Source organism: Paenibacillus rhizolycopersici (genome assembly GCF_014947195.2).
GTDB lineage: Bacteria > Bacillota > Bacilli > Paenibacillales > Paenibacillaceae > Fontibacillus > Fontibacillus rhizolycopersici.
The window spans coordinates 205738-226451 of sequence record NZ_JADCNN020000007.1 but is presented as its reverse complement, the minus strand read 5'-3'; the positions used below and the strand labels follow the sequence as shown (position 1 = coordinate 226451).

The 20714-nt window shown below is 56.1% G+C and carries 19 protein-coding genes and 1 riboswitch; of the genes, 7 read left to right on the top strand and 12 right to left on the bottom strand.

The features are described from left to right. Positions 1-373 precede the first annotated feature (373 nt). Complete coding sequence (locus IM700_RS10505) at positions 374-1534, bottom strand: glycosyltransferase family 4 protein (RefSeq protein ID WP_193417472.1); 1161 nt, start codon at positions 1532-1534, stop codon at positions 374-376. 222 nt (positions 1535-1756) lie between these two features. Here IM700_RS10505 and IM700_RS10500 point away from each other — a divergent pair, with 222 nt between their 5' ends. Further along, positions 1757-2881, top strand: a complete 1125-nt coding sequence (locus IM700_RS10500) for a YheC/YheD family endospore coat-associated protein (protein WP_193417471.1) — start codon at positions 1757-1759, stop codon at positions 2879-2881. Positions 2882-2973: 92 nt separating this feature from the next. Here IM700_RS10500 and IM700_RS10495 read toward each other — a convergent pair whose 3' ends face one another. Genes IM700_RS10495 through IM700_RS10485 form a run of 3 tightly spaced genes read right to left on the bottom strand, consistent with a single transcriptional unit; the run spans position 2974 to position 5953 of the window. Continuing rightward, positions 2974-3777, bottom strand: a complete 804-nt coding sequence (locus IM700_RS10495) for an energy-coupling factor transporter transmembrane component T family protein (RefSeq protein WP_155606277.1) — start codon at positions 3775-3777, stop codon at positions 2974-2976. Then, positions 3774-5348 carry an ABC transporter ATP-binding protein gene (locus tag IM700_RS10490; protein ID WP_193417470.1) on the bottom strand — a complete coding sequence of 525 codons (1575 nt, stop codon included), beginning with the start codon at positions 5346-5348 and terminating at the stop codon, positions 3774-3776. Before IM700_RS10490 ends, IM700_RS10495 begins: the two co-directional genes overlap by 4 nt. Then, positions 5348-5953 carry an ECF transporter S component gene (locus IM700_RS10485; protein WP_155606275.1) on the bottom strand — a complete coding sequence of 202 codons (606 nt, stop codon included), beginning with the start codon at positions 5951-5953 and terminating at the stop codon, positions 5348-5350. The genes IM700_RS10490 and IM700_RS10485 overlap by 1 nt, the downstream gene beginning before the upstream one ends. A 111-nt stretch (positions 5954-6064) precedes the next feature. Further along, a riboswitch (TPP riboswitch) is annotated at positions 6065-6176 on the bottom strand. A 180-nt stretch (positions 6177-6356) separates the two neighbouring features. On the opposite strand from IM700_RS10485, the gene asd reads away from it, so the two are divergent. Continuing rightward, positions 6357-7154 carry an archaetidylserine decarboxylase gene (asd, locus tag IM700_RS10480; RefSeq protein WP_155606274.1) on the top strand — a complete coding sequence of 266 codons (798 nt, stop codon included), beginning with the start codon at positions 6357-6359 and terminating at the stop codon, positions 7152-7154. 45 nt (positions 7155-7199) lie between these two features. Here asd and IM700_RS10475 read toward each other — a convergent pair whose 3' ends face one another. From IM700_RS10475 to pdxR, 3 genes are all read right to left on the bottom strand, one after another. Beyond that, positions 7200-8129 carry a hypothetical protein gene (locus tag IM700_RS10475; RefSeq protein ID WP_155606273.1) on the bottom strand — a complete coding sequence of 310 codons (930 nt, stop codon included), beginning with the start codon at positions 8127-8129 and terminating at the stop codon, positions 7200-7202. A gap of 211 nt (positions 8130-8340) precedes the next feature. Continuing rightward, positions 8341-9126, bottom strand: coding sequence for a helix-turn-helix domain-containing protein (locus IM700_RS10470; protein WP_155606272.1), 786 nt, complete (start codon positions 9124-9126; stop codon positions 8341-8343). Between the two features lie 109 nt (positions 9127-9235). Continuing rightward, positions 9236-10756, bottom strand: coding sequence for a MocR-like pyridoxine biosynthesis transcription factor PdxR (gene pdxR, locus IM700_RS10465; RefSeq protein ID WP_418888774.1), 1521 nt, complete (start codon positions 10754-10756; stop codon positions 9236-9238). Between the two features lie 131 nt (positions 10757-10887). On the opposite strand from pdxR, the gene IM700_RS10460 reads away from it, so the two are divergent. From IM700_RS10460 to IM700_RS23165, 3 genes are all read left to right on the top strand, one after another. Beyond that, a complete protein-coding gene (locus IM700_RS10460) occupies positions 10888-11508 on the top strand; it encodes a pyridoxamine 5'-phosphate oxidase family protein (protein WP_193417468.1) in 621 nt (206 codons plus the stop codon). Positions 11509-11621: 113 nt separating this feature from the next. Next, positions 11622-12920: an aminotransferase class I/II-fold pyridoxal phosphate-dependent enzyme gene (locus IM700_RS10455; RefSeq protein ID WP_193417467.1), complete on the top strand. Its 1299-nt coding sequence runs from the start codon at positions 11622-11624 to the stop codon at positions 12918-12920. A gap of 108 nt (positions 12921-13028) precedes the next feature. Further along, positions 13029-13142, top strand: a complete 114-nt coding sequence (locus IM700_RS23165) for a YjcZ family sporulation protein (protein WP_213623331.1) — start codon at positions 13029-13031, stop codon at positions 13140-13142. 66 nt (positions 13143-13208) lie between these two features. Here IM700_RS23165 and IM700_RS10450 read toward each other — a convergent pair whose 3' ends face one another. The 5 genes from IM700_RS10450 to IM700_RS10430 form a co-directional block, all read right to left on the bottom strand. After that, the gene (locus IM700_RS10450; protein ID WP_193417466.1) at positions 13209-14426 is read right to left on the bottom strand and encodes an ABC transporter permease; all 1218 of its coding nucleotides are present in this window, start codon (positions 14424-14426) and stop codon (positions 13209-13211) included. 2 nt (positions 14427-14428) lie between these two features. Next, on the bottom strand, positions 14429-15181 hold the full coding sequence (locus IM700_RS10445; RefSeq protein ID WP_193417465.1) for an ABC transporter ATP-binding protein: 753 nt from the start codon (positions 15179-15181) through the stop codon (positions 14429-14431). Between the two features lie 23 nt (positions 15182-15204). Further along, the gene (locus tag IM700_RS10440) at positions 15205-16635 is read right to left on the bottom strand and encodes a DEAD/DEAH box helicase (protein WP_193417464.1); all 1431 of its coding nucleotides are present in this window, start codon (positions 16633-16635) and stop codon (positions 15205-15207) included. Positions 16636-16864: 229 nt separating this feature from the next. Then, a complete protein-coding gene (locus IM700_RS10435; RefSeq protein ID WP_193417463.1) occupies positions 16865-17641 on the bottom strand; it encodes an SDR family NAD(P)-dependent oxidoreductase in 777 nt (258 codons plus the stop codon). A gap of 443 nt (positions 17642-18084) precedes the next feature. Next, the gene (locus tag IM700_RS10430) at positions 18085-18543 is read right to left on the bottom strand and encodes a chemotaxis protein CheX (protein WP_193417462.1); all 459 of its coding nucleotides are present in this window, start codon (positions 18541-18543) and stop codon (positions 18085-18087) included. Between the two features lie 269 nt (positions 18544-18812). Here IM700_RS10430 and IM700_RS10425 point away from each other — a divergent pair, with 269 nt between their 5' ends. Both IM700_RS10425 and IM700_RS10420 read left to right on the top strand, forming a co-directional pair. After that, a complete protein-coding gene (locus IM700_RS10425; RefSeq protein WP_193417461.1) occupies positions 18813-19715 on the top strand; it encodes a LysR substrate-binding domain-containing protein in 903 nt (300 codons plus the stop codon). 55 nt (positions 19716-19770) lie between these two features. Beyond that, positions 19771-20580: a histidinol-phosphatase gene (locus tag IM700_RS10420; protein ID WP_193417460.1), complete on the top strand. Its 810-nt coding sequence runs from the start codon at positions 19771-19773 to the stop codon at positions 20578-20580. Positions 20581-20714: the final 134 nt, after the last annotated feature.

The following is a 20714-nucleotide window of genomic DNA, read 5'->3' as shown; positions in this document are numbered from 1 at the left end:
TAAAACAAAAAAGACCCGCTTTACCGGGTCTTTAGTTAGTTGGCTATTCGTACAGTACGAGTTGTAACACCAATTTGCACCATCTTATCTGCATCGCAAAAACCGGGCATTCGCCCATGGTATTCGATTTTTCGCATACAGAACGGTGCCTACGGCCAAAAATCCGAATTCTATTCGGTTAATCCTACACCTTCTCCCGTTATGCCCCCTGAGCGGCGAATAGATATGAAAATTCAGATCCATTCGGATGAAATTACCGAAATGGCCCGATTGTATTCGGTTCTTCATATACAATACCGCCTTGCGGACGGATCCTATGTTACCCTCCGGTTTCTACGATGGGGAAGATACGTAGTCGGTGAACCGACCCGGTTCAGTTCTTTATGCTGCGACGGCTTGCGGTTGGAGTCTTAGCCTCAGCATTCCCGGCGCGAACGATGTTCACCCAACGGTCCGCAACGTGCTCCCAGCGGTAATGGCGGCGAACGATCTCTCGGCCGGCGCGGCCCAAAACTTGGCTAACCTCCTCATCTTGCAGCAGCAGAACGATCCGGTCCATTAAACTCGCATCTGGCCCTCCTGCAAGGAGGCCGTCAGCCGCAAACTCGACCACCGGGGAGTCGCTGGCATCCAGCGTCGGAACGCCTGCGGCCATCGCCTCAAGACGGGTTAACATCGACGTCGTTTCATCGCCAGGCAACAGAACCAGACAATCCCCCAAGAGATATCCATCCGCTAGCGTGCAGGTTGGGGCGGCCGGTAGACGAACGATCCGTTCCGGGAAATATGCGGCAAGCTCATGAATGGCTCGCGGCGAACTGGGGACGTCGGAAGCAAGAAACATCAGCATGGCCTCCGGCATACGATTCAAAACGTCGGAGAGCGCCGAGACAATTCGGTTCTCTTCGCCAATCGATGGCAAGCAACCGGCCAACAGGATGATCTTCCGGTCCGACCACCCCAGCTCCGCCAGCCGATGCCGGCGTTGCCGTTCCCCGTCCGGCGTCCAGCGCGGTACGTGATCCTCCAAGTTGGCCCCCGGCAGATTTACCCAAACCGGGGTGAGCAGAGAGGGGAAATGCGTTAGTAGCTCCACCTTGGCTCGTTCGCTGTTGACGATCAGGCCGTCCACGCTTTCCAGGACATGTGGGGTGCACGCTTTGGGGTGACAGGAGGGGGAGAAGACCGGAGCGGAGGGCATGGTCAACAATACGCGAGAAAGCGGAAGCCGCCCCTTCAACTGGCAGGCTAGCATCGGCCGGCCGTGTACGTCCACCGTGTCCGGACGCCACTTGCGCAGATGCCGCAGCAGCGACTCCAGGTAGTTCCGCCCCCCCGGCAGACGGTAAAAGGGGACGCTGCCGATCCAGCCTTGGGACGGCAAATGTCCGTCCGCGATGCCGAAGATGCGAATGTGCAACTGCTCCGCCGCATGAGGAATCATCCGCTCAAGCACCCTCTCCACCGGCCGGTGTTTTCCTGAAGTTGCTGCAAGGGCGCCGGGTGCGATGACCGCGACTTTTTCCCGATCCATGTGAAGTCTCCCTTCTTCCCGTTACGCTAATTTCATTACCCTAAATATACGAAACCGATCCGGCAAATGTGACACCTTTACGGAAGAAGAGCCCAATTTGCCACAGACGCGCCTCTCCCGGTGATCGCCCGAAAACAGGCGGCTGTCGCAGCACAGTCGTCCACTCTTTTTACCCGGGACAACATACATTGGAGGAAGAAGCACGGGAAGGAGGACACCCACTTGAGTCAGGACACTGTCGGAATCTTGCTGAACTCCAGCATGTACCGAGGGATCCCAACGCACAGAACCGGCCAAGAGTGGATCGCAGGGTATGAAGAAACCGCGCGGGAATACGGATTAATCCCCATTTTCTTGCGTCTTGGGGGCATCGATTCGGCAGGGGATCGCTGTGTCGCGTATGTATACAACGGTATCGAATATGTAGAACAAGAGCTGCCTTTGCCGTCGGTGATCCATAATCGAGCGCTCTATCCCAGACTCGCGGCTCACAAAAAACTCCAATCCCTAAAGGACCGGGGGATCACGGTCTTTAACGTGAACAATCGTTACGGAAAAGACTTCATCCACCGCCTGCTCTGGAATGCTCCCCATCTGCGGGCGTACCTTCCGGCGGCGATGCCGCTGACCTCCGAAAACTTGCGGAGGATGATGTCTCGGCATCCTGATCTCATCTTAAAGCCGATCCGCGGCTCCGTCGGTCACGGCGTCATGCGATTGCAGTACGCACGGTCGACCGGTTGGGAACTTACTTACGCTTCGCCTATAGGCAAGAGGAGATGGAACACGGTACGGCTCCACCAAAGGGAACTGCCGGCATGGACTCGGCGTATGCTCCGGCGCACGCCTTATCTGGTGCAGGAGCGTATTCCGCTGGCGGAGTACGAAGGGCGCCCCATCGATCTGCGGATCACCGTACAGCGAGGGAGCGGAGGCGACTGGGGTGTCACGGGACGTTTCGCCAAAGTCGCCGCCGCAGGGAGCTTCGTTTGCAACATCGCCAAAGGCGGAGAGGCCCTGCCCGCCGAAGAACTGCTAGCCAAGGCTCTCCCGGAGGGGAGCGTTCCTTCGGCATTGGCTCACGTTGAGAACCTGGCCTTGGCGATCTCGCACCACCTGGGCGGCCGACTGCCGCTCCTCGCCGACCTGGGGCTAGACATCGGTCTAACCGAAAGCGGGCGTCCTTACTTTATCGAATGCAACGGGCGTGATCAGCGTTACGGCTTTCGCAAAGCCGGACTGCCCGAGATTTGGAAAGATTCCTATCGCCAACCCATGGCCTACGCTCGTTATTTGCTCGGGCAGCCCGAGCAGCGGAACGTTACACCTCAACGTTCATCCGAATAAGTAGGTGTTGGAGCATACCAAAGGGGCTTATACCTCGGAACCGGTCATGAGTGGTTCTCGGGAATAAGCCCCTTCGATTCATTGCATGATGATTAACGGTAACGTACATCCGCGATGCCAAACGGCGGGTAAACGACCGCAAGCGTATATGCCGCAACGGCAACGATGGCCAAGAGCAAGAGCACCAGCACATCGTACCGCGAGTAAGCAGTGCGGTAATAATAGGTGCGAGGCCGATTTCCGCTGAATGCCTTGGCTTCCATCGCAACGGCGACACGATGCGCCCGGCGAATGCTCTGAGATAACAGCGGCACGGCGTAAAGCTTGGCTTGGACGACGAGTCCGGGCAGCCCGTGCGGCCTGCGAACGCCGCGGATCAGCAACGCATTGCGACGGACAAGCAGCTCCTCCCATACCATGGGGAGTAACCGGACCGAGGCCATAAAGCTGTACGCATATTTCGGCGGCAGTTTCGCCTGTTGCATCAGCGCGTAAAACAAGGAAACCGACGGCGTAGTCAACACAAACAGCAGCCCTTCGGCGGCAAATGCCACCGCTTTGAACCCGATATGGATCCCTCGGAAGAAGCTTTCCTCGGAGATCCGGAACAATCCCCATGCCCACCAAACCTGTTCGCCTTTGCCGAACAGGATCATCGTTGCCGCCGAGGAAGCGAAGATCAACGCGAAGGGGAGAATAAGCAGGGCGATTTTCCAAAGCTCATACCCGCTAAACAGGAATAACAGCACCGTAAACAAGATCGCCTGATAAAAGATGAAGTCCAGCCGATGGGTGAATAACGTTAGCAGAAACAACAAGATCATCAAAGCCAGCTTGGCAGCCGGGTTCGCCCGGTGCAGCCACGTCTGCCGCTTCGGCGTTAGGAACCGCCTCATTTCGCCATCACCGCCTCAGTCTCGGATGGTCCAATCGGTCCGGTCGGTGTACCCGCGTTCGCCAGACGGTTCGCGGCCCGCGGGGTGATCCGCTGCGATAGGATCCGCCCCTCCCGCACCTCCCAATGTTGGGTTGCGACTCGTTCGGCGATCCGTTCCTCGTGCGTGACCATGAGGATGGCTATTCCACGGCGGCGCAGCTCTTCGCATAACTGCAGGATGGCGAACGTGTTTGCTGCGTCCTGGCCGAAGGTCGGCTCATCGAGCAACAGCAGCCGCTGCTCGCGCACCGCCGCCGCGGCCACGCTGAGGCGCCGTTTCTGGCCCAGCGACAACTGATAAGGATGACGACCCTCCAAGCCGGTTAGGCCAAATCGATTCAAGCACTCCGCCACCCGTTCGCGGATGGCTTCAACACCAAGTCCGTCTTCCCGTAGGGAAAAGGCCACTTCATCCGCCACCCGATCCGCGACGAACTGGAATTCGGGATTTTGGAAAACGAATCCGATCTCGCGAGCAGACCGCTCCAGCTGCCGTTTACGGGAACGGCGGCGCAGCTTCCCCGTCTCCATCCGCTTTCCCTGGAGCACGTACGTGCCCTCTGCCGGAAGCAGACCGATCAGGCTAAGCAGCAACGAGCTCTTCCCTGCACCATTGGGTCCCGTGACCGCGATCCAATCGCCGGGATACACGGCAGCTTGCCCGACTTCAATGACCGGACGTCCTTGCCGAAATCCGCGAAAATCCTTCAACTCCACCATGACGGGCCCATTCGCCTCCCGGACATTCTCCGTCGGCTCAAGCAAGCGACGGCCGCCTTCCGAGGCCAAGTATTCCTCCCACACGCCAGGATACCAAATCCCAAACTCCACAAGAGCGGAACGATACGTGTCAAACACCACCTCCGGTGCGCCTTCGCCGAGTACCCGTCCGTCCGGTCCGAATAACACGACCCGGTCAACAAGTCCTTGCGCCGTCAATTCTTCGATCCGATGCTCCACGATCATTAAGGTCCGCCCCTCGGCTACCTTGGCGATCGCTTGCCAGATTTGCTCGCGCCCCAGCGGGTCCAGCAGGGCGGAAGGCTCGTCGAGCAGCAGCACCTCCGGATCGCCCAACAGGATCGAAGCGAGCGCTAATCGCTGTTTCATCCCCTGGGACAGCGAATCGATCGACACGTGGAGCTCGGGCAAATCGAGGCCCACCTCAGCCAAGGCGGCTTCCATCCGCGCGGACATCTCGGGCTGCGGTATGCCGAGGTTTTCCAGGGCAAAGGCTAGCTCCTCGTCAACATAAGGCATACAGAATTGGGTCTCGGGGTCCTGAAACAGGAAGCGCCACGATGTCGGGAGCTGCTGCGCGGACGTCCGCATCGGGATTTCCACCAAGTCCGGGATGATGCCGGACAAGACCTGAAGCAGCGTCGATTTCCCGCATCCGCTGGGGCCCAATAGCAGCACATGTTCTCCGCGCACAACCGAGAAATCCAAATCCTTGAACACGAAATCGGCTTCACCGGGGAACTTCAACCGCAGCCCCTGCACCTCTGCGGCCGCCATGTCCTTCCGCATCAGTCGTTCAGCGCCGCGTAGTCCTTCGGATCAACCGGCCGCAGCAGGGTGGTGACTCCTGTCGCTTCTACGGCTTTTACCACGGCGTAAGCGAAGTAACCGCAGATCAGCGCAGAGCTGACCGCGCGCATGGCATATTTGGCAGTCAAGAGCCAAGGCTCATAATCCTGCACGTAGCCATAGAAGAAATCCGGAATCACCGATCCAACAGCGGCCCCAATTCCGGCCAGCGCTGCGACGGAGCCGGAGAACTTCCGGTATCGGAACGCGGCGAATACCAGTTCCGCTCCCAAGCCTTGCAGCACGCTGTATAGAACGAGCTGAATGCCCCATTCGCTGCCGAACAGAATCTCCACATGGGCCGCCGCAATCTCGGCAATCAACGCTACCCCCGGTTTACGAATCAGCAGGAATACCAGTGTTGCGGCCAGGAACCACATCCCGTACACCAGTTCATCCGCCTGGAAGAACAGGGGCGAGAACAAATTGTACACCGAACTCCAGAAGTGGTACACCACGCCAAGCACAAGCGAGACCAACACCGTTACCAACAAGTCGCTTAGCTTCAAACCGCGGCCCATTTTTTTCTGAATAACCTCCGACATTTCCATCTCTCCTCTTGATTCCTCAATTTAAATTCCCATCGCATACGTAAAAAAACCGCCTGAATAAGCTCAGACGGTGGTCAGGTCACGAGGTGCGTAAAAAACGCAAGACATCCCGGACGATCGATTCTCTACGCTGGCATTATCCAGATCAGATTAACGGTCCGCGGCGCCATATGCCGCTATCTCAGCCTGATTTGCTCAAGCCCCCGTATCCCTATGCGATTGTTATTAACATACACCAACCTAGCCTCGGCATCAAGCATCAATTTGTACAAATTTGTCATCCGGGGTTACAGGCCGCTGTATTGATTTCGGCCCTGTTCTGTGTCAAGATTAGCGGAAGTGGCAACGAATTCATCAAACCAACGCAGCACTAACGGACAGACTAGGAGGATGCTATTTGGCCGCGAAATGGATGAAATGGATGACGGAACTCTCCTCCCGAAAATGGCTATCCCGATGGATGGGCAAGTTCTCCCATTCGGGCTTGAGCCGGGCGATGATTCCTTTTTTCGCCAAATCCTACGGCATTCCGCTCCATGAAGCGGAGAAGGAGCTTCGGGAATACCGGACACTGAATGAGTTCTTCACCCGAAAATTAAAACCAGGCATGCGCCCGCTGCACGCGGAGCCAGGGACGATGATCAGTCCGGTGGACGCCCTAATTACCTTTATGGGCGAGGTCCAAACCGGCACGATTCTGAACGTCAAAGGACAGGATTACACACTTGACGAGCTGCTGTCGCGCTCCCCCCGCGTAGAAACGTACAAACACGGTTATGCCCTTGTCCTTTATCTTAGTCCTACTGATTATCACCGAATTCATGCGCCCGTGACCGGGAAAAAGTTGGAAAGCGAGCATGTGAAGGGCCGGGTCTACCCCGTGAACGACTTCGGCATGCGCCACATGAAGAAGGTCTTATGCCGGAATGAACGCCTGATTACTTATATTTCCCACAGTTGCGGAGAGATCGCCCTCATCAAAGTGGGAGCCATGAACGTCAGCAGCATCCAATACACGGACCCCTCGGCCAAAAGCTGGGAACAAGGCGACGATCTTGCTTACTTTGAATTTGGATCCACTGTCGTCCTTCTCACCCAGAATGGAACCTTCACCCCTCTGCCCGGTCTCGAGCCCGGTCGGAAGGTAAGGATGGGTGAAGCGCTAGGCCACTTCAAACCCGCAGGAAAATGCTAATGGCTTGCTGAAGCCGCCGGTTTCTCTCCCGGCGGCTTTTCTCCGTTATTGCACCGTGATGCTGCCGATGGATGTCTCTAACGCGACCAGCGGCCCTCCGCCGCCCCTCTCACTGCTTCCTTCCGGCACCCCATGAATTGCCCCAAGTTCGCTTCTCGTTTCCAGATCGCAGGCTACTGATGGATCCAGCGTCGCTGTGATGCTGCCGACATCGGCTCTAGCCTGTAACCGGCTGCCGGAGTCCATCGCGAGAATACCTAGATTCAAGCTGCCGGTTGCCGTAGTGATCGAGGATTCGCCCGACAAACGGGCGTCTTCGACCTTGATTGACCCGACATCGCCAGTCAGCCGATACGTTCCCGTCAGCCCGCTCGCCGTGATTTCGCCGACATTGTTCGTAACTTCGAACTCTTGGATCCCGGCAGGGACCTCTACGACATAATCGATGCGGAATTCGGTAAAATGCAGCTCCTTCTGAGCCCAATCCCACAGGTTTTGATCGGATTTACCCTTGGCGTGTACGCGCACCTGGGCAACGTTCCCCTGAGGGATGACCGAAACCTCACTCTGTTCGAACAACCGATCCAGCTTTTCCGAGCGTGCGGGCAGGTCAGCTGCCTGGATGGTCGCTCTCACCACGATTTGATCGGAAGTACCCTTCTTTATCTCGAGACGACCCACGGCATTCTCCAACTGCAATTTACCGGTGGTGCCGATTTCCCCTGTCGTCGAAAGCTCGTGTGAGCGTCCCGTAAACGTCAGATCGTCCTTCCACTCCCCGGCGGCCAACGCCACCGACTGCTGTACGGATGCCGCAGTATCGCTGAGCGATTGACTCACCGAATCGACGGTGTTTCCCACCGTCTGCTCCCATTGCTGCTGCAGCGTTTGTTTCTCGGCCGGGCCGCAGCCAGCGGCTAGGGCCAACAGCACGGCCGATGCCGCTAACCACGCGATTTTGGATGTAGGTTTCATGAAATAGGTTTCCTCCTTAAATTTCCACCTATCCTGAATTATACCGAGTTGATCCGGAACAACCACAGGCGTGGGACCGGTTCGCTTCCTAGACTTTGGTCAAGGAAAGTTCAGCTTTACGTACGCAGTTAAGCAAAAAGCCGCCGAAGCTTAAGCTCGGCGGTGAACGGAAACGGAATTCGTAAGTGTTGGGTTGTTGGGCATATCCCGACTAACGAATTTCCGATGGGCTTTTTCCCGTATATTGTTTGAACTGACGGCTGAAGAAAAAGATGTCCCGGTAACCCAACGCGTCGGCAACCTCGGTTACATTCATGCCGGCATGCAGCAGCAGATGCTGTGCCCGGTCGATTCTGGACTTGATAATGTAGGACTGTACCGACATCCCGATGATTTCCTTAAACTTGATGGAGAAATACCGCGGGGACAAGCCTGCCCGAGCGGCTAAATCCTGCACCTTGTGCGGCAACCCCGGGTGCTGCAAGACGTAATTGGCCACCTCATGGATGACTTCATGCAACTGGTTGCTGACCTTCTTCTCCATCGGCACCTGGCGTTCTTCACGCAGCAAATGGATCAACAGCTGCTTGAGAATCAGCTGCGCCTCTTCTTCGGCAGCATACGCCTTCATTAAGAATAAACGGACGTAGCGAGACAGCATGTATTCGAAATCCAACGTATCCTCCAGCACACGATAAGAGCCTGGGACTTCCATCACGGACTCATGGACGTCGAAATGGATATACGTCAGCACCAGCGGACGCTGCGGATTATGCGTGGCACTCGTATGATCCCCTTTGCGAAACAGAAAACAACTGCCTTTGCTGACCGGAATAGGCTGGTCGTTCAGGACAACCGTACCTTCTCCACTCCAAACATAGAACAGGTCGTAGTTCTGCAGCGGCTTCTCCCGTTTGTGCCATTTCCACCCGGGTTCGCAGACGATTTTGGCGAATGCCGGCTTCAATTCGAATGAAGACGGTGAAACGTGAAGCATTGTCCTTCCCTCCCAAAAAAAATTCCTAACGGCACCTTTTTCTGCCTCATCCATGCAAGGTTCGCGCTACACCTCAATCAAAGACAAGCTATTCACCTCTATTATACCCTTAAAGCCTATGGGTTTGAATATCTTCCCAAGCCGCTTTCATTCGAAATACACCTTCAATGAGCATCTTATCGTCCAAATGGGAAAAAGCAAAGCAGGCCGCAGGCGCTCCTGGCGTGATTTGGTAGGCGGCAGCATCTCGAAAATGGACGCCACGGGCAGCGGCGGCCTCGCGAAAAGCGTTGTAATCCTCCGGTGTGCGGCGCCATTCGGCGTACAGCAGCAATCCGGCATCGGCAGGGCGGAGGCGGAAGACTCCGCCCAGCTCGCGTTCCAGGCAGCGGCGGAACGCCTCCTGTTTGGCGCCGTAGTGGCGCCGCATCCGGCGCAGATGGCGCTCGTAGCCGCCCGTGCGCATGAACCGGGCGAGCGCCCGTTGCTCCTGCCGCGCCGGCGGCACCGGCTCGTAGAGCGCCTTTGCGCTCGCGACGGGCCGGACCAGGGCGCGCGGCAGCACAGCATAGCCGACCCGCAGGGCGGCGAACATCGTCTTGGAGAAGGAGCCGACGTACACGACGCGCTCCTCGCGGTCCAGCGCCTTGAGCGGCTCCAGCGGGCGGCCGCCCCAGCGGAACTCGCTGTCATAGTCGTCCTCGACGATGACCGCGTTCCGCCGCGAGGCCCACGCCAGCAGCTCGCGCCGCCGGGCGTGGGAGAGCACGGCGCCGGTCGGGAACTGCCGACCCGGCGTGACGAACAGAAGCCGCGCCTCCCAGTCGCGCGGCACGATGCCGTCTACGTCCAGCGCAGCCGGGACGACGACGCCCCCGCAGGCGGCCACCGCCCGCGAGATCCCGTAGTAACACGGGTTCTCCAGCGCCGCGGGCTCGCCTTCCCCCAGCAGCAGTTGGGTCAGCAGCGTAATCGCCTGCATCGAGCCGTTAAAGAGGCAGATGTGCTCCGCCTCTGCCGCAATGCCGCGGCTGCGCCGCAAATGCGCGGCGATCGCCGCGCGCAGCTCCGGCTCGCCGGCCGGGTCCGCGCCTTCGCCCGAGCCGGTGCCGGGCTTGCTGCGCGCCGCCCAGGCGAGGGCGCTGTTCCATTCCGCCTCCGGGAACAGCGCCTCCCACGGCCCGCCGTCCCGGTATGAGATCGGGACGGCGGCGGCTTCCGGCGGCGGTGCGGTGCGCGCTCCGCCCAGCCCGTCCGCTGCGGCGAGCGGCGCTTCGCCTGCATCTCCACCGATGGCCATCGCGGCTGACACGCGCTGCCCCCAGCGGGACAGCGCGATCGGCGCCTTCGGGCCATCGTCTGCTTGCGGCGGCTGCAGGCCGCCAGCGACAAACGTACCGCTACCGACCGCGGTCCGCACATAGCCGTCGGCATGCAGCATGTCATACGCCTGCGAAACGCTCCCGCGGGAGAGGCCGTATAATTCGGCCAGCTCCCGGGTTGCCGGCAGGCGTGTGCCCTCCGGCAGCGTGCCGTCGAGGATCGCCGCACGAAGGGCATGGTACACCGCTAAGTATTTGTAGCGGTATTTCTCGCCAAACGACGCCAACGGGATCGTAAAATCCGGCAACCCCATCCCTCCCTTTTTCGTACAGGTTCGTCCCTTATAAATGGACCATTAAAATTAATGTAAATTGGTTCTTTTTTATTGTCAATTTCCGGCGTAAGCTGGGAGTCAATCAAACGGAGGGGGAAGCGGCAATGCGTAGAAGAGAATTTGGAATGACGGAAGAAAGCGAAATTCGCGAGTTTTTGCAGGAGATGACCTTCGGGTTCCTTGGTACGGTGGGCGAGGATGGTTGGAGCCGGGTCACGCCGCTAAATTTCGTATATGATGGCGAGGTTTTCTATTTTCATGGCAGCCTCGCTGGAGAAAAAATGAAGCACCTCGCCCGCGATCCTCGAGTTAGCTTCACCGTGGCCAAGGAGTATGCGATCATTCCGTCGTATTTCACCGATCCCAAACAGGCCTGCCCGGCTTCAGCTTATTTCAAAAGCGTAATGGTGCGCGGCCTGGTCGAGAAGGTAGATGATCTGGAAGAAAAGTCCAAGGCATTCACTCTGTTTATGGAGAAGCTGCAGCCCGAGGGCGGCTATGCGCCGATTACACCGCAGGACCCCACTTACGCCGGAGAGCTAAAAGCGGTGGCGTTATGCCGGATCGTACCGGAAGCGATCAGCGCCAAATTTAAGTTCGGACAAAACCTGAAGGAACCGAAGTTGTCCGCGGTTACCTCCGGTCTGGAACAGCGGGGCGGTGAGCTTGATACGGAGACGATCGCTCTCATGAAGAAATACTGTCCAGCTCATCATGAAAGTTAGGCGGAAAACCTCGCGATTTCACCGTGACGCGCCCCGATCGAAATGATATAATGTTAGGCAGTTTAAGACGGTACTGTCCTAAAATATCAAACCGATTTGGAAGGATGAATGAGATGAACCCACTCGCGGAGCAGTTAAACGAGAGCGTCAAATCCGGCAACAGGCACGTGTATGACATGCTGTCGACGCTGGGCAAGGAAATTTATTTCCCGAAGGAAGGCATTTTGAGCCAATCTGCCGAAGCTTCGGCCCACGCCAAAAAATACAACGCCACGATCGGCATTGCCATCGAAAACGGCGGTCCGATGCATCTGGCGGCTATTCAGGACACGCTGTCCGCCTATAAACCGCAGGATTTGTACCCTTATGCCCCGCCCGCCGGTAAACCCGAGCTACGTAGCGTTTGGCGCGAAAAAATGATCCAGGAGAACCCGTCGCTGACCGGTAAGAGCTTCGGCCAACCGATCGTGACGAACGCGCTGACCCACGGGCTCAGCATCGTCGCCGACCTGTTCGTCGATGAAGGCGATGTCGTCATTTATCCGGACAAAAACTGGGAGAATTACGAGCTCACCTTCGGCATCCGTCGTCATGCTGACATCGTTAATTTCCCGCTATTCACGGATGACATGACCTTCAATAGCGCCGGGTTGCAGGAAGCCCTGCTCGCTCAGAAAGGGAAAGGCAAGGCCGTCGTCATCTTGAACTTCCCGAATAATCCGACCGGTTATACTCCGGGCGCCAAGGAAGGCGGCGAGATCGTCGCGGCGATTCAAGCGGCTGCGGAAGAAGGGATTAATGTAGTCGTCGTCACCGACGATGCCTATTACGGCTTGTTCTTCGAAGACTCGCTCAAGGAATCATTATTCGGCAAAATGGCCGGCCTGCATCCGCGCATTTTGCCGATTAAGGTGGACGGTGCGACGAAGGAAGAATATGTTTGGGGGTTCCGTGTCGGATTTATCACCTATGCGGCAGAGGATCAGGCTTTGCTGGCCGCACTGGAACAAAAAACGCTGGGGATCATCCGCGCCACCATATCCAGCGGCGCTCACCCCTCGCAGACGTTCGTGCTGCATGCATTAAAATCAGCGGAATTCGCCGTTCAAAAAGAAGAAAAATTCCGGATCATGAAAGGCCGGGCCAACAAGGTTAAAGCCTTGCTGGACAGCGGCAAGTACGGGGACGTTTGGGAATACTATCCGTTCAATTCCGGCTATTTCATGTGTCTCAAGCTCAAGACCGTTGCAGCCGAGTCGCTCCGTCTGCATCTGATCCAACAGTACGGCATCGGTACGATCGCACTCGGCGATACCGACCTGCGGATTGCCTTCTCCTGCATCTCGGAGGAGAATCTGGAGGAATTGTTTGATCTGATATACCAAGGCGTACAAGACCTGCAAGGCAAATAGGCGCCTTCCCCTTCGGGAAAAGGCACGATGGCCCACGCACGCGGACGCCCCTTCTCATACTATACGGTGTACGATCACACTACGCCTGAATGGGAAAGGGGAATGAAAATGAGCGGAGTTGAAGATACAAGAGGCGGCTACGGCGGCCTGTTCACGAGCACGGGCGTGATCCTGGTTCTCTTTATCCTGTTGGTTATCGTTAGCCGTTCCATCCTGTTATAAGAAAATAAATTAAACGTCTTCAATCCAAAACGGACCGTTTCCCTTGTCGGGAATCGGTCCGTTTTGTTATTCGTCATCATTCTCGTCACGCCATTTCCGCGTCCAGGCGGAACGCATGCCAAATGCCAGCAAGAGGCCTGCGGCCAAGGAGCCAAACGTCAAGATGGCATCCCCGCCCGGAATTACCGCCATCGGCAGCCACAGCAGCACGGTTACCGCAAGCAGTAGGCGCGAGCTAAGGCGCAGCGCAGCCGTCTTCCTGGCGCCGACGGGCAGCGGGTAGAAGGAGGCGGCCGGCGAATCGCGATGTTCCTGGCGTAAGGAAGCCAGCTGCGTACCTGCCAGGAACACAAATAGCAAATAGAGTGCCGGCCCCAACCAGGACTTGTCGTTCCAACCGGCGAGCACCATGCCGAGCAGCGTCAGGCGTAGCACGATGCCGAGCAGCTCGCTGCGAACGAACGTCTTGACCAGCAGATACCGATAGGCCTCTGCTGGCTTCCAGGGGATCCCGTTTCCGATGCCGGACAACCAGCGGCGGCGGATCACTTTCTGGCCTTCTGCCGGCACGTCCACGAACCAACCAAGCACCAGCATCACCCGGGCAGCCGCCGAGCGTTCAGCGGCAATGAGGTTGTCCCAGGGGATCTTATGTTTCATCGGAAACCGTAAAACTAAAGCGTAATTGAGTCCGACCAACACCATAAACAAGGCGCTTTTCCAAGCCGGCTGCCAGATCCAGGCTGCGGTCATCAACAGGATAAAGCACCATCGGAGGAAGCGATACCCGGCTCTGGCCCGTGCCCCCGCAATTCGCAGTTCCTGCCAAGCCCCATAGGAGCTTAATGCCTTGAGGAGCAGCAATGCGAGCATCATCAGCCACAAGGGGTGGATGATCCCGCCGCTTCGCTGATATAGCGGCCAAGCCAGCAACACCACGATATAGAGTCCAATCAGCTTATAAATCAGTCCGTTCCGAAAAGCCGGAGCTAAATACGCAGAGATTTTGGTCTCTTGCGGCAGCAGGAAAATGACATCCGCCGGCTGCGCGTAGGTTCGAAACCCAGCGTACACGGTCAGGGGGCCCCATAGCGCGAGCAAAATCCAACGAATCGGCAAGCCGGGCGGTATCTGCTGAAGAAACGCCGTATACCAAGCCGAAAAGGCAATCATGAGCAGGAGCAACAGCACGGCGACGCCGCTCTGAAACACATAGGGCAAAAACGGGAGCACTTTGCCCCAGAAGGCCGCTTTTCGCCGACTCCGCAGCGTTCGAAGCTCCATCGTTATTCGCCGTCCTTCACTAAGGCGTAGAAAATCTGCTCCAGCGAAACTCCCGACGCTTGGGCCCGCTCCCCGATATCAGCCAACGTTCCTTGGGCTAGCACCTTCCCCCGATGCAGGACGATAAAGCGATCGCAGTAATTTTCGATCGTCGACAGAATATGCGAGCTTAACAGGATCGACGCGCCGCCTTGCTTCATCTCCAACATGAAATCCAGCAGCGACCGGATGCCAAGCGGGTCCAATCCCAAAAAGGGTTCATCGATGACATAAAGCGGCGGCCTAGCGACGAATGCACACATGATCATCACCTTCTGCTTCATCCCCTTGGAGAGATGAGCCGATAGGCTGTCCGCCTTCTCCTCCATATGGAACAGCTTCAGCAGACGGTCCGCCCTCTCCCGATAGGCTCCCGGCTCCACGCCGTATGCCCGGGCGGCGAATTCCAGATGCTCCCGAACGGTGAGTTCCTCATAAAGCAGCGGCGACTCCGGAACGAAAGCCAGTTGCGACTGGTAAGCCTCCGGTGCTTCGCTGCGCGAGTTACCGGAGATCCGAATTTCGCCATGATGCGGTGTCATCAGCCCAAGGATATGCTTCATGGTCGTGCTTTTACCAGCCCCGTTCAACCCGATCAGCCCCACCATTTCACCCGGCTTCACCTCGAAAGTGATATCGTGAAGCACAGGCCGCCCCAAGCTGTAACCTCCGCTCAGTTCCTCGACCTGCAAAACGGGCAATTCACTGTCATTCAAACCAAACGCCTCCCACGATCCGCCTAACTCCGCGGCGGCTTATTTTTCAACCATTTCGGAGCCCCTTTATTCTTCCGGTCCTGGAGGCGCTCCTTCTTCCGTTCGGCGGTCGGTGAAGCCTTCCGTGGTCCGCCGCTGTCTGAAGCCGCACGGCTTCCAAGCTTGCCGGAAATTTGAGCGGGCTTGCCAGCCCGTCCGCCATCCGCTTCCCCAGCAACGCGGCGTGTGGACTCCGGCGAGCTTGCGCGACGGGTTGTTTCGTCAGCCCCCGTCTTACCACTGCCAGGCGGACGAGTTCGCTTGCCAGGGATAACCGCCCCGGCATCTGCCAGCTTGCCGCCATACAGCGCCTTAGGTTCAATTGCAATGCCAAGCTCTCGGGAGAACTTACGCATGATGAACTCCTCCTGCGGGGCGATAATCGACACCGCTAGCCCCTTGCGGCCCATCCGGCCGGTACGGCCGACTCGGTGAACGTAATGTTCGGCATCGATCGGCGGATCGAGATTTACGACCAAGGTCAGCTCCTCAATGTCCAGTCCGCGCGCAGCGACGTCGCTCGCCACGAGCACGCGGATCTTGCCTTCGCGGAATCGCTTCAGCGTCAGGCTGCGAGCGGTTTTGTCGGCATCGCCGTACAAGGCTCCGGCGCTCAGGCCGACAAAATTCATCTTCCCTTCGACCTCAGCGATTTGATCGGTATTGTTAATGAATGCGATCGTACGCTCCGGTTCGAAGTGACGCACAATCCGCCGCAGCATATCGATTTTGTCCCGTGCTTCGCAAACGAAGTAAAGATGCTCTAAGGTTTTGGACGTGCGCTGCTCCGGTTCGATCCCGACCTCCAGCGGCTCCTTCATCTCTTTCGCCGCCAACGCCCGAATTTCCGGATTGATCGTCGCCGAAAGAAACATCAGCTGGCGATCCCGTAATGTCCCGCGCAGGATATGTTCCACATCCGCCGTACCACCGAGCTGGAACATTTGGTCCACCTCGTCAACGACGACGGTGCGCAGTGTGTGCAGCTTCAGCTTACGGAGTGCCAAAATTTCGCGGATGCGTCCCGGTGTGCCCACGACGAGCTGTGGATGCAGCTTGAGCTTCTCCAACTGCCTTTTGATGGCCGCGCCGCCGATCAGCGCCTGGGTTTGGATGCCTAGCGGTTCTCCGTATTTTTCTGCTTCCCGCTGGATTTGCATCGCGAGCTCCTGGGTAGGGGCCAAAATCAACCCCTGCAGCGTTTTATCCGCGGGAGTCACCCGCTGCAGCAAAGGCAGCAGATAAGCTAGTGTTTTCCCGGTTCCCGTTTGCGACTGAGCCAGGACGTCCCGGCCTTCCAACGCCGCGGGAATACACTCGGCTTGAACCGGCGACGGCTCCGATATTCCGTAGTCCAGCAAAGCTGCCGCCAACTGCTCCCCGATTCCAAGACCGGCAAATGTTGTTTTTGTCATTTCAAATTTCATCCTTTATTTTCATATTACGTGTTGTCCCATACCAATATTTTCATTATATGCGATAAGTATGAGTCACAACAAATCAATACCTCAATTTAGCGAGGTCCGGAAATGGGTTGCCCCTCTTTTTCCGAATGGTTGTTTACAACCAACATTTTTTAGCGATTAACGGCCCATCTCCCAAGAGTACCGATCCGCAAACAAAAAGCCTGCCTTCGCAGGCAGGCTATTTCTTATTCATCATCCGATAGCTTAAGCGGTCCGCCAAGCGGGGGAACATCTGGTACCACTTGGCCCCTACCCCGGCGATCCAAGGCAGGTTGACCTCTGTTGTGCCTTTCTCCGCCGCCTTCACCATTGCTTTAGCGACACGCTCCGGCTTCAGCATCATCCATTGCACATTCTTGACGTAACCCCCGCTGGGATCCGCAATTTCAAAAAATGGCGTATCGATCGGTCCCGGATTGATCGTGGATACTGTGATTCCGTACTCCCGGACCTCCTGACGCAACGCGCTGCCGAAGCCAACGACCGCATGCTTGGTAGCGGTATAAGCCGTCGATTTGGCCGTGCCGATCTTGCCGGCTATCGAAGCGACATTAACGATACGTCCGGCACGGGCTGCCTTCATGGAAGGAAGAACGGCCTTCGTGCATCGAACCATCCCTATGTAGTTCACGTTCATCATCTCGGTAAATTCGGTAACCGGCATTTGGTCCAGCGATTCAAACTTGCCGTATCCCGCATTATTCAGCAGGACATCGACCCTTCCAAACTCGGTCAGGATCTGTTCGAATCCTTCCTTTACGGAAGCATCGCTGCCAACGTCCATCTCGATCACCCGATAAGGCCCAGTCATCCTTGCGGCAACTTGTTTCAGCTTGTCCGCACTTCGGGCGGCCAAGACGACCACTGCGCCGCGCTCGGACAGCATCTGCGCCGCCAGCGCGCCAATCCCGCTGGATGCGCCGGTGACGACGACAACCTTGCCCTCTAACGACATTTCCCTAACATCCCCTCAGAGGTAGTTCAAAAAGACATCTTCAGATCACGAGGCAATTTCAGAGCAGCTAAGCGACATCGAATCTAGAACTCAGCCGGTCCTTCCGTTGCTCACGTAGGTTTCCCTACGCTCCGCTACTCACTCCCTAGCTTCATCCAATCTTCTCGGTGCTCCAAACCTGCCTTTTTGAACCTTAATTTAAGCGGTAATTCAAAAAGTCATCTTCGGATCACGAAGCCGTCTCAGGGAAGTTAATCAACATCGAATCTTGAACTCAGCCGGTCCCTCCGTTGCTCACGTAGGTTTCCCTACGCTCCGCTACTCACTCCCTAGCTTCATCCAATCTTCTCGGTGCTCCAAACCTGCCTTTTTGAACCTTTATGTAAATAGTAGTTCAAAAGTCATCCTCGGATCACGAAGCAAATTCAAGAACTGCCCCTATCTTAAGAGATCATCACCTGAATGTCCAGTTCGCCGATCCCATCCATCAACAGCGGAATGCAAAGCGCCTTGCGCGGTCCCATTCCGGTTGCATTCTCCGTCTTAATGATCTGCGGCGGCGTGATATCCACGGCAAATCCCTGGTTGGACAGAATCGTGCTGGCATTGCCGCTGATCATGTTGCCCAGCTCGGAAATTGCGCTTTGTCCCATCTCATCCATTTCCGTCAGGACGAAACCGCCCATCATCGCCGAAACGATGCGAAGTGCTACGGCTTCCTGCAATCCGAACACAACCATACCACTAAAGTGGCCGGTCATGCCGATTTGAATCCATATATGATCCTGCACAGGTATTACGTCTTTGACCCCCATACTCCCGGTGGAAGGAGAAACTTGAACAACCTGTTGTATGACCGAACGCGCGGATTCAAGAAAAGGATTTATGACTTCTGCTTTCAAAATTATGCGCCCCTTTTCACTAGGAGAATAACTTTACGATACATTAGACCCAGCTTTTAGTTAAATCATATTATACTTTATTCCTATTCATAAGTCATTAAAAATCGAATGATGGCGATCGAGCGAACTCTACGCTGTAAGTATTGTCGAAGAAAGCCAAACGACGCATCATTGATTTAGTAAAGGAACATCCCCTATAATTATTAGATCACGAGGAAACTGCCGGATCCGGCGATTTCCCAAGGAACGGGAAGAAAGGAGGCCTTCTGGTGAATATTAGTCAGTTGGAGACGCTGATCACCATATCTAAAACGAAAAGCTTCCGAAAGGCCGGGGAGTTGCTCAACTTAACCCAGCCAGCCGTATCGGCCCAAATCAAAAGCCTCGAGGACGAGTTCCGCACCGTATTGGTCGACCGCAACCAACCGGTCACCCTGACGGATCGGGGACAGGTGTTTCTTGATCAGGCGGAGCGTATCTTGGATATCGTCGAGGAGCTCAAGCAGAAGCTATCCGACATGGAACATACCCCGCAAGGCCATATCGTGCTAGGGACCACCACATCCATCGCGATTCAGATTTTGCCGCGAATTCTGTCCTATTTTCAAGACCAGTTCCCTCTGATCAAAACCACCATTCAATCCATGCCCTCCAGCTTAATTTATCAAAACGTAGAGCAGGGACTTGTCGATATCGGCATCGGGTATTTAATTGAAAACAACCCTCAAGTGCTTTCGTCGGTGTTATATTACGATATTTTCGAATTTGTCGTCTCGCCGCTGCACCCTTTAGCGGGCAACCCATCACCCACCCTCGAGTCGCTGCGCGACGTTCCCCTCATCATGTTATCGCCCGATACGGTCGGGCGTCGTTTTATCGACGAGGTCTTCCGACAGCACGACATTGAGCCGCACATCGTCATGGAGCTTTCCAGCAGCGAAGAAGTCAAACGGATGGTGGAAATTAATCTGGGCGCCGCGATCATCTCGCGTCAATCGATATTGCGGGAGCTGAAACAGGGTACGCTAAAGGTGGTACCGATTCCTGAGCTTGAAGTGACACATCCGGTTGGTGTCATATACAAATCGAGCCGTTACATCAATTCGGCGATGCAGCAGTTTCTCGGTGACCTGAAAGGCATGCCGGAAACGCATTTCATCAGCTCCGAATAAGCCGCGGGCAGAAGTATGCGACAAGTCCTCACTACCAGAAAGGAGCAGACACCCGATGAAATTCGATCTTCATACTCATCACTTCCGTTGTGGCCATGCCGACGGGAACATCCGCGAATATATCGAAGCCGGCCTCGCCGCCGGACTAGCGGTGATCGGCATCAGTGACCATACGCCTTACTTCGGCCATGAGGAAGACCAGCCTTTTCCCCGGATCGCCATGGGTAAACAAGCTTTTGCCGGATACGTTGAAGAAGTGTTGAAGCTCAAGCAAGAATATGCCGGCCGAATCGACGTTTTATTGGGAATCGAATCGGATTTCTTCCCGGAACACGTGGGCGCATACCGGAATACGCTAAACCAGTATCCCTTTGATTACGTGATTGGGTCGGTGCACAGCGTCGGAGAGGTAAGCATCTTCAACAAGAATCGTTGGAAGGGCCTTAGCCGCGAGGAGAAAGTGGCCAGCAAGGAAACCTATTACGATCTGATCCGCCAGTCGGCGCGCAGCGGGTTGTTTCAAATTCTGGGCCATATCGATGCGATGAAGGGCAACTACCCGGCATTTACCGACATTCCGGCCGCGCAGGCGATTGACGAGACGTTGAGAACGATTGCGGAGCACCAAATCGCCATCGAGATTAATACCTCCGGGAAAACAAAGCTAAGCGGCGGTTGGTATCCGGACGATTCGATCCTCGAGCGGGCGCTGCATTTTGGCGTTTCCGTGACCTTCGGTTCCGACGCACACACCCCTTTGCGGGTTGGCGATGAATGGGAACAAGTCGCCCGTCGCCTCAAGGAAATCGGCTTTCACGAATGGGTGTATTTCAAGAACAAACAGAAAATCACCGTTCCTCTATAAGCAAAAAAAAGAGAACCCGACGTCTCACGCTCCGGGTTCCAAGAGAAAATATATATTCAAAAGGGGGTCATGTAATAAGTGTACCCCCTTTCTATTAGGGTTTGATCACAGCTATATTTCATTTGTGTAACAAA

Coding starts and splice junctions, on each gene's coding strand:
- IM700_RS10490 (WP_193417470.1), bottom strand. CDS start 5,348: ATGCGGAAGGACATGGCGGCCGCAGAGGTGCAGGGGCTGCGGTTGAAG.
- IM700_RS10420 (WP_193417460.1), top strand. CDS start 19,771: ATGAAATTCGATCTTCATACTCATCACTTCCGTTGTGGCCATGCCGAC.
- IM700_RS10440 (WP_193417464.1), bottom strand. CDS start 16,635: ATGACAAAAACAACATTTGCCGGTCTTGGAATCGGGGAGCAGTTGGCG.
- IM700_RS23165 (WP_213623331.1), top strand. CDS start 13,029: ATGAGCGGAGTTGAAGATACAAGAGGCGGCTACGGCGGCCTGTTCACG.
- IM700_RS10455 (WP_193417467.1), top strand. CDS start 11,622: ATGAACCCACTCGCGGAGCAGTTAAACGAGAGCGTCAAATCCGGCAAC.
- IM700_RS10450 (WP_193417466.1), bottom strand. CDS start 14,426: ATGGAGCTTCGAACGCTGCGGAGTCGGCGAAAAGCGGCCTTCTGGGGC.
- IM700_RS10435 (WP_193417463.1), bottom strand. CDS start 17,641: ATGTCGTTAGAGGGCAAGGTTGTCGTCGTCACCGGCGCATCCAGCGGG.
- IM700_RS10460 (WP_193417468.1), top strand. CDS start 10,888: ATGCGTAGAAGAGAATTTGGAATGACGGAAGAAAGCGAAATTCGCGAG.
- IM700_RS10505 (WP_193417472.1), bottom strand. CDS start 1,534: ATGGATCGGGAAAAAGTCGCGGTCATCGCACCCGGCGCCCTTGCAGCA.
- IM700_RS10495 (WP_155606277.1), bottom strand. CDS start 3,777: ATGAGGCGGTTCCTAACGCCGAAGCGGCAGACGTGGCTGCACCGGGCG.
- IM700_RS10475 (WP_155606273.1), bottom strand. CDS start 8,129: ATGAAACCTACATCCAAAATCGCGTGGTTAGCGGCATCGGCCGTGCTG.
- IM700_RS10485 (WP_155606275.1), bottom strand. CDS start 5,953: ATGTCGGAGGTTATTCAGAAAAAAATGGGCCGCGGTTTGAAGCTAAGC.
- IM700_RS10470 (WP_155606272.1), bottom strand. CDS start 9,126: ATGCTTCACGTTTCACCGTCTTCATTCGAATTGAAGCCGGCATTCGCC.